9 protein-coding genes are annotated in these 8429 nt (G+C 60.6%); 5 read left to right on the top strand and 4 right to left on the bottom strand.

Annotated elements, in window-relative coordinates; genetic code table 11:
* The 4 genes from FWD29_09315 to hisD all read right to left on the bottom strand — a co-directional run.
* The coding region (locus FWD29_09315) for a hypothetical protein (protein MCL2804129.1) at window positions 1–216 on the bottom strand (216 nt) is incomplete at its 3' end.
* A complete protein-coding gene (locus FWD29_09310; protein ID MCL2804128.1) occupies window positions 213–1529 on the bottom strand; it encodes a hypothetical protein in 1317 nt (438 codons plus the stop codon). The genes FWD29_09310 and FWD29_09315, both read right to left, overlap by 4 nt.
* A gap of 457 nt (window positions 1530–1986) precedes the next feature.
* Entirely contained in the window at window positions 1987–2775 is a 789-nt protein-coding gene (locus tag FWD29_09305) for a carbon-nitrogen hydrolase (protein MCL2804127.1), read from the bottom strand.
* Between the two features lie 100 nt (window positions 2776–2875).
* A complete protein-coding gene (hisD, locus tag FWD29_09300; protein MCL2804126.1) occupies window positions 2876–4195 on the bottom strand; it encodes a histidinol dehydrogenase in 1320 nt (439 codons plus the stop codon).
* Window positions 4196–4268: 73 nt separating this feature from the next.
* Here hisD and FWD29_09295 point away from each other — a divergent pair, with 73 nt between their 5' ends.
* The 5 genes from FWD29_09295 to FWD29_09275 all read left to right on the top strand — a co-directional run.
* Window positions 4269–5168 carry a LysR family transcriptional regulator gene (locus FWD29_09295; GenBank protein ID MCL2804125.1) on the top strand — a complete coding sequence of 300 codons (900 nt, stop codon included), beginning with the start codon at window positions 4269–4271 and terminating at the stop codon, window positions 5166–5168.
* Between the two features lie 197 nt (window positions 5169–5365).
* A complete protein-coding gene (locus FWD29_09290; GenBank protein ID MCL2804124.1) occupies window positions 5366–6793 on the top strand; it encodes a cytosine permease in 1428 nt (475 codons plus the stop codon).
* A gap of 59 nt (window positions 6794–6852) precedes the next feature.
* Window positions 6853–7410, top strand: coding sequence for a hydrolase (locus tag FWD29_09285; GenBank protein MCL2804123.1), 558 nt, complete (start codon window positions 6853–6855; stop codon window positions 7408–7410).
* Between the two features lie 47 nt (window positions 7411–7457).
* Entirely contained in the window at window positions 7458–7973 is a 516-nt protein-coding gene (locus FWD29_09280) for a DUF1697 domain-containing protein (protein ID MCL2804122.1), read from the top strand.
* Between the two features lie 172 nt (window positions 7974–8145).
* Window positions 8146–8429, top strand: a 284-nt coding sequence (locus FWD29_09275; GenBank protein MCL2804121.1) for a sigma-70 family RNA polymerase sigma factor, incomplete at its 3' end; no start/stop codon positions are given.

The raw sequence follows: 8429 nt of genomic DNA, 5'->3' as shown, positions 1-8429 counted from the left end.
TCTTCGGCCGTTGGCTATGGGGGTTTCGCCGGGCCTGGGTGAATGCTCCTTTTGCCACTCGTCAAACCTGACTTGGGTCAGGTGCGCCACGGGATCGGCGTATCGGCCCTTTCCAGGAATGTCGTCGAATAGGCGGCGGGCAACACCAAAAACCTTTGGTACATCCTGCCATTGGTCGACCAGCGGCGGCTTGGCACCCACACCGTCCAGTTTCACAATGCAGGGATGTAGGCGATCACGGGGTCACGGCTGCCACAGCTGGGTCGAAGGGTGCCATCGGTTGATTCAGTGTACCCAGCCAGAACAATACCTCCACTCTTGGTCAGGGCCACGCCAGTCCACATGTCTTTCGCTCGTCCTCCTGAGTGGAATGATTCTTTTAGTACGCCGCTAGAGGATACTAAGGCGATCAGGCTATCTGTAGAGCCTTTTCCATTGCCATATGGGGCAGGAAAGTCGCCATCCGTCGAACTCGTCGCGCCCACAGCAACAATGTCGCCATTGGGGACTTGACCTAGGCCAAGAAACCCTTCCGTACCGCGCCCCCCATAGGTCTGCGCCCACACAATATCGCCTGAGGGATCGATTTCAATAAGCAGGGCATCACCCAATTCATCAGCCGGAAACTGCCCATTCTTTCCTTGGGTACTACCAGCAATGATGACACCACCGCTCTGCGATTCTATGACGTCGTACACGACGACAGACCCTTCACCCCCAAAGGCCTTTGCCCAGAGCATTTCCCCGCCATTGTTGAATCTTAGAACCCAAGCGGTGCCATCCGAACTAAGAATTCTGTCATTGTCGCTCTCCCAGCCATGCTGGCGAGAGTGTCCGGCCAGGTACAGGCTTCCGTCCTGGGTTGTAGTCATTGACCAAAAGACAACGTTGAAGCCTTCATACACCTCCGACCAGAGAAGAGTTCCATCCAGCGAAAACCGGGCGAGGAAAAGCTCATGGGGGTGGCCCAGGTTGGCAGGATCCTCCTTATGCCCAGCTGCGATAATGGAACCGTCTGGCCCAAGTGTGACACCGCTGAAAAAGGGAAGGGGTTCCACGCCGGGAAGCCCGACGTGTTCCCAGGTGGGTACACCTTCAGAGTTTATGAGCGCGATATACGCCTGCGGAGAGGACTCATCGCTCAGTTCAGAGCCAACAACAACAAGTCCATCCCCTACAGCTATGGCGCCATCATATCTGTGGTTACTTCTGGCACTGTACGACAGCCGCTGACCGGCAGGACTCCAGACAGCAATGAGAGCATTGTCCTCTGCATCGACATCCATTTTGCTGTAGTCGCCATCGGTGGATGAGGCGACGCCAAGGGCAATGAATTGCCCGTTGTCTGTCACCACCACTTTATTGAAAATATCATCGTCACTGCCACAAAGTGTGGCATGCCAGTACAGGTCGCTATTTGACGGCGGATCGCTCTGGGACCGCAATTCATTTGACAATGGATCACTCTGAGGCCACCACAGAATCATACCAACCGCCAGCCCCACAACGACCATAGCGAACAGTGCCACGACCAAGATCCGAATGCGGCGTGACCGGAGCCGGGTTCGCTGCACTGTGGTCGGCTGCGGAGGCGCAAAACCTTGTGATCGCCGTGTGGCTAGAATCTGAGATGCCTGTGGATCACCCAAAGAGTCCAACCAATCGAACACAGCTGGGTCCAGCCGGGGATGCGCAGCGACATGCGGCCGCAGATGCGGATAGTGCCGGGCAATTTCGGTTAGTACCCGGCTTGGAGTTGATGGGTCAGCCACCAGGTGCACAGCCAAGTGAACATCCATCGGTTCCAGCCGTCCTCGCGGCCTTGACAGCTGCTAGCGCCGCGCCAACTAGGTACACGCTCCCTGGTCGCATCCGAGGTCAGCCTACCATCGGCCTTCATGCGTGCTCAGCTCGGCGGGAGACCGTCCGTTCGGTTCGATGGCACAGAAGAGGTCAGGAGTTCGAGTCTCCTATGCGCCATGGTGGCTATGAGACCAGCGTCTGATAGAACTCGGGCCGTCGGTCTGCGAAGAGATCGTTCCGCTCGCCAATCTGCCGGCGCCGGGAAGACAGCACGGCCTCGACATCGAGGCGTCCGTCCGGGCCCGGGCCACCAGAGGGCCAGCCATCGGTGTCCACCACCGAAGTGCCTTCCGTCCAGGAGACGCCACGCTCGTCACCGGCCCGGTCACAGCAGGCGATGATGATCCCCGACGCCTGCGCGGCGGCCATGGCATGAATAATCTCTTGCGGCCGCTCACCTTCGGGTTTGGTGCGCATTGGCCAGTTCGTCGGCACCGCCAGGATCTCGGCTCCCCGAAGTGCCACAGAGCGGGGGATTTCGGGGAATTCTAGGTCATAGCAGATGATCACGGCCAGCGCACCGGCCGGCGTCTGCAGAACGGGTGGTTCGTTGGTGCCCGGCGCGAAGATCAGTTTTTCGGTGTCCCACAGGTGCAGTTTGCGGTAGGCCACCGGAGCGGCACCAGGCACGATCACGGCGGCACTGTTGTAGAGCACCTCGCCGGCGTTCTCGCAAAAGCCGATCACCGCCGTGGTGTTGCTCCCGGCGAGCAATTCACTCCAGCCTTGCAGCACCTCGTCCTCTACGGCCAGCGAGCAGGCCCGGGCCTCCTTGGGCGTCATGGAGTACCCGCAGGTGGCCAGTTCTGGTAGCACCAACAATTCGACCTGGTCTCTCGCGGCGCGCTCCAATTCCTGCGCTATCGCGGCGAGGTTCGCTGCGACATCGGCGATCTTCGGGCTTAGTTGCACACAGCGGAGGCGTACCGTTCTGGATGCCGAAGCCGACATATGACCTCCTGACGTGTCTACTACCGGTGCGCCGCATTTCTGCTGCGGCTGAGGCGCAGAACTATTGTTCGAATCGTTCCCGGCGCAGCTGCGCCGTCGCGGCGTGAGCCGCCATCTGCTCCGAGTTCGAGATGGTCTCGACCGCTGGAGCCAGCAGCGGCGTGGCCTGCCGAGTAACCCGCTGGTAGGTGAGCGGCTTAAGGAAACGGGAGACCGACAGGCCAGCGGAGTGCTTGGCACCGCCCGCGGTTGGAAGCACATGGTTGGTTCCGGCCATGCCTTTGTCGGAGTAGGCCACAGTGCTCCACGTGCCCAGGAAGATCGAACCGTAGTTGCGGAGCCGGCTGTGGTAGTAGTCGTCGTCGGTGGTGAGGATCTCAAGGTGTTCCGGTGCGAGGTCGTCCATCAGCGCGATGGCCGCGTCTCGGTCGGCGGCGAAGGTGATCCTGCCAAAATCGTGCCAAGCCGGTCCGGCAATTTCGGCGGTGGAGAGGGTCGAAAGTTGACGCTCGACCTCGTTGGCAACGGCCACGCCTAGCTCGTAGGACGTGGTGACCAAGGCGGCCGGGGAATTGGGGCCGTGCTCGGCCTGACCGAGCAAATCGGCAGCAACGATGACTGGGTCTGCGGTCTCGTCAGCCAACACGGCTACCTCAGAGGGCCCGGCCAGCAGGTCGATGGCCACAGTGCCAAAGAGCTGTCGCTTGGCCTCCGTCACGAAGGCGTTCCCCGCCCCAACGAGCATGTCGACTGGAAGTCCGTCGAGCAGGCCAAAGGCCATGGCGCCGAGCGCTTGGACGCCGCCGAGGACCCACACGCGATCCACCTTCGACAGGTGCGCGGCGTAGACCACCGCGTCGTTGGCGCTACCGTCCGGCCCAGGTGGGGTGCAGGCGACAACTACCGGAACACCTGCGGCCTTGGCTACTCCGACGGTCATGAATGCGCTGGAGGTGAGCGGGAAGCGTCCGGCTGGCAGGTAAGCGCCGACCCGGGAAACCGGCACGTAACTCACGCCGGCGACCAAGCCAGGGGCGAGTTCGACACTGTAGTCAGCAAGACGCTCGCGCTCAGCCTGGGCGAATGCCAGTGTGCGCTGTGAGCCGAGTTCGATCGCGGCGCGCAGTTCGGGGGCGAGACGGTCGCCGCTGGTGCGGATCGTCTTGTCGTCAAGCTCGAAGTCTGGACGGTCCCAATGGTCGAGTTCGGCTGCGTAGCGGCGGACGGCAGCCAGACCGTTGCGCTCCAACTCAAGCAGCATTTCGGTGACCCGTTCAATTACCTTCGGGTCGCGCTGCGCCTCCGGTGCGTCAACACCGGGAGTCTTGATGTGCTGGAAACGGCCTTCGATGCCGCCTAGGACCGAAAGAGAATAAAGCATAACTGCGATGCTACTGACGCTCGAAGCCATCGCACAAGGTGAAGATGATCTATATTTGGCATAGGCTGGGGCTATGACACTGCCGCAGTTGCGGGCCTTCTTGGCCACCGCGCTCCATGGCTCGTTCACCGCGGCAGCCAAGGCGCTAAAGACCACTCAGCCCACGATTTCCGAGCTGGTGGGCAGGCTTGAGTCGGAGCACCGCCTGGCCTTGTTCGTACGCGGCGGGCGACGGTTACACCTGACCGCCGCAGGTGAGGAACTGCTGCCCTGGGCGCAGCGCACGATCGCCAGCGCGGACGGTGGATCTGCCGCCCTCCAGGCGCTGCGAGGTCTGACCGGGGGCTCGGTGTCGATCGGTGTGTTGCGCAATGCCCCTTACTACTTCCTGCCCGATTTCATTGCCCGGTTCCGGGCCGAGCATCCGGGCGTGCGCCTGAGGCTCGTTGGCCAGAACTCGGCAGAGGTGGCCACTGGTGTCCGCGACGGTTTGCTGGAGGCCGGCATCGTTGTGCTGCCCATCGACGACGAAGGCCTGGAAGTCATTCCCCTACTGCGCGACGAGGTGCTGTGGGTCAGCCAGGATCCGGATCGGGTCGCCAAACCGGTGACAATCGAGCACGTCGCGTCTTGCCAACTCATCGTCTACGACGCTCACTACGGCTGGAACGATCCAACTCGGCGCCAGCTGGCCGAGCGGGCCCAGGCGAAAGGGCTGTGTTTGGAACCGGTGGTGGAGGTGGAGATGGTGGATGCTGCGCTTGAGCTCGTCAGAAGGGGCGTGGGGGAGACCTTAGTCTCCCGGTCCATCGCCTCGCGCGATGGCTTCCCGGCGGACCTGCACACCGCATCATTCGACCCGCAACTCTTCGATACCATCGCCGCGATCAAAGGCCGTGATTCGACGCTGGCCCCCGCGGCTGCCGAACTAATGCGGGTGGCCTCCGAAATGGTGGCTGGCGCTCGCTCCTGATCGCTTCGCTGAAGGTGCCGGATCGACCCATAGGACAGAACGATTGTTCCTGCAGGTAAACACCACCTGGTGCCCGGATATGGTTTTTCCCTATTCTTCGATTCATAGCACCGCGCGCCATGCCGAGGTATGGAGCCGGCCCGACGAATAGAGGACTACCAATGACCGATACGACACCAACCAGTCAGACTGCGGCTGTGGACACCGGACTCGTCGAGCGGCGTTCGATCGAATGGGTGCCCCTGACAGAACGGAGAGGCAACCCGAAAAGCCTCTTCTCGCTCTGGTTCATGTCGAACGCCAATATCACGACCCTCGCCACCGGCATGCTTGGCGCCGCGCTTGGGGCCTCGTTCACGATCTCTACGCTCGCTATCTTGCTCGGAGCCGCGGTCGGCACGGTCTTCACGGCCTTCCACTCCGCCCAGGGACCCCAACTCGGCCTGCCTCAGATGATTCAATCCCGGGCCCAGTTTGGCTATCGCGGTGTTGCGCTGATCTGCATGATCGTGGTGTTCAGTCTGGTCGGTTTCAACATGTTCAACCAGATGCTCGGTGCGGAGATCTTCGTCAAAACCACCGGCGGAGAAATGAACGTGTTGTGGTACGCCATCATTAGCGGCCTGGCGCTTATGTTGGCGATCTTCGGCTACCACTGGATCCACCGGACGCAGAAGTGGCTCACCTGGATGTTCCTGTTGACCTTCGGTTTGGTCAGTGTCGCGGCGATTTTCATGGTGCCGCTTTCAGCCGAGCAGATCTCGTTTTCGGGTTTCACCTGGGTCTCATTCCTGGTGCAGTTCGGGGCGGCCGCATCCTACGCGCTGGGCTGGGCGCCGTACGTCTCGGACTACTCGCGTTACCTGCCCCCGGAGACCAAACCAGGCAAGGCCCTGGCCTACACCTATGGTGGCGTTTTTGTGGGTATGTCCTGGCTGATGATCTTGGGCGCTTTCGTGGCGGCGGCCTTCACCAGTGGTGACCCCATCGGTGCGGTGGAACAGTTGGCTAACGACGTGCTGCCAGGTTCGGGGACGGTATTACTGCTCTCGGCGCTGCCCGGACTGGTTGCCGTGATCACAGTGAATATCTACGCGGCGGGGATGGAATTGATCACCACCGCCGATTCGATCCGGCCAGTCAAACCAACCCTAGCTGTGCGGATGATTGCCTGCAGTTTGATCGCAGTCACAGCGTTTATTGGCGCTTCGGTGAGCAGCGGTGAGTTCCTGGACAACTTCGGCAGTTTCCTGGTGATCCTGCTTTACGTGCTAGTGCCATGGACTTCGGTCAACCTGGTTGACTACTACTTTGTGCGCCGCGGCAATTACGTGGTGGCGGAGATCTTCCGCGCCAATGGCGTCTACGGCAACTGGGGTTGGCGGGGAATGGTTGCTTATGTAGTTGGCCTGTTGACGATGGTGCCGTTTGTGGTGACCACCTGGTGGGTCGGTCCAGTTGCCAGCGGACTGGGCGATGCCGACATTGCCCTATTTGTGGGGCTGGTGACCTCGGCGATCACATACCTGGTCCTGGCGCGCACCTTGGACCTAGACGCGGAGCGGGCGGCTGTTGAGGCCGAGCGGGCCGACACCGGTATCCAGGTGGTGACCTTTGGACGGTAGCCGCGTGACGCCGCCGGTCCGGCTCTTTATGATGAGGATGAGTTGATCTGGAGGGCGACATGATTCCCAGCCGCGAGCGTGCCGATGAACTGGTACGCAAATACAACGACGACGAGTTCCACACTCAGCACGCACGCGTGGTTGGTGGTGTGATGGCCTGGTTCGCTGGCCAACACGACCCGGGGCGCGAGGACTACTGGTACGCGGTTGGCGCCTTGCACGACATTGACTATGAGCTTTTCCCCGAAGAGCATTGCGTCAAGGGCATCGAGTTGTTGCGCGAGAACGATGTCGATGAGGACGTCATCCGCTCAGCCATGAGTCATGGCTGGGGTATGACCGGATCACCGTACGAACCGGAACTGTTGATGGAGAAGATCCTGTACGCCTGTGATGAGTTGACCGGGTTTATTGGCGCAGTCGCGGTGATGCGGCCGTCAAAGAGCGTCGCCGATCTGGAGGTGCGCTCGGTGCGGAAAAAGTTCAAGCAGCCAAGTTTCGCCGCGGCGATTTCACGCGAGGTCATTGTCGACGGCGCAGAGCGACTCGGCTGGGCTTTGGACGACCTGATCGATCAGACCATTCAGGCGATGCGGACAGTCGACTGCGTGGCCTAGGCCTTTCGCGCTAATGGTTTTGGCAGGCTGAACCGATAGGGCAAGCCGTGAAGCGTGTGTTGCTATTGCGGGCCGTCAATGTTGGTGGGGCTGCGTTACCTATGGCGGCACTGCGCGACTTGGCCCAGGGGCTTGGTGCCACGGAAGTGTCCACCTATATTGCCTCGGGCAACCTAATCTGCGTCCCGCCTGGAGATCCTGTCGTGTTTGACCGGGCGCTGGAGGCGGCGGTTGAGGCCCGGTTCGGGTTTTTTCGTGAGGTTATTTCCAGAACACCTGGTGAGTTGCGGTCCGCTTTGGACGCCTACCCGTTCGACCGGACCGAACCAAAATGGTGCCAGCTTTACTTTCTGGCTTCCGAGCCGACCGCAAAGTCCGCCAAAGCATTGCAGGCGAAAAGCCTGGAGGACGTCGCCGTCATCGGGCGCGAGCTGCATATTCGGTACCACAATGGCGTGGCAGGGTCAAAGCTCACCACCTCAGCGATCCACTCCACTTTGGGTGTAGTCGGTACTGGTCGTAACCTGGCGACTGTGGAAAAACTAATCGGGTTGGCGACCTGATTTCGGACTTCTCTGAATTGCCGGCGTTGTGCCTGTTGGTTTCTTGTGGTTTGCGGCTGCGGCTTGGTGGCCGATGTCGGAGTGTCGCCTTGGTGGGTTGTGTGGAAATAGGGCTGGTGCCGGCCATTAAGTTAGTGAAGAACTCGTTGTCTGGTCCGTGAGGGAGTGTGACATGGCTAAACCGTCTGTCAGTGAAGCGGTCGGTGATCTGTTCAGCCAGTATGCGCCTGCCGTCTACCGGTACTGTCACGCACAGTTGCCTAAGGAAGAGGCTGAGGACATTACTAGTGAAGTCTTCATTGTGGCTTTCCATAAGGCTGGCAACATTCCCAGCGAGGCCATTAAGGCTTGGTTGTATGGCGTGGCTAGACGGTTGATCGCGACTCATCTTCGGTCCGCTAAGCGTCGTGGGGCGTTGGCGTACAAGGTTGGGATGAACCTGGGTAGTGGATGGGA

This window comes from Micrococcales bacterium (genome assembly GCA_009784895.1).
Classification (GTDB): domain Bacteria; phylum Actinomycetota; class Actinomycetes; order Actinomycetales; family WQXJ01; genus WQXJ01.
The sequence above is the reverse complement of the archived record's forward strand: the minus strand, read 5'-3'. Positions and strand labels throughout refer to the sequence as shown.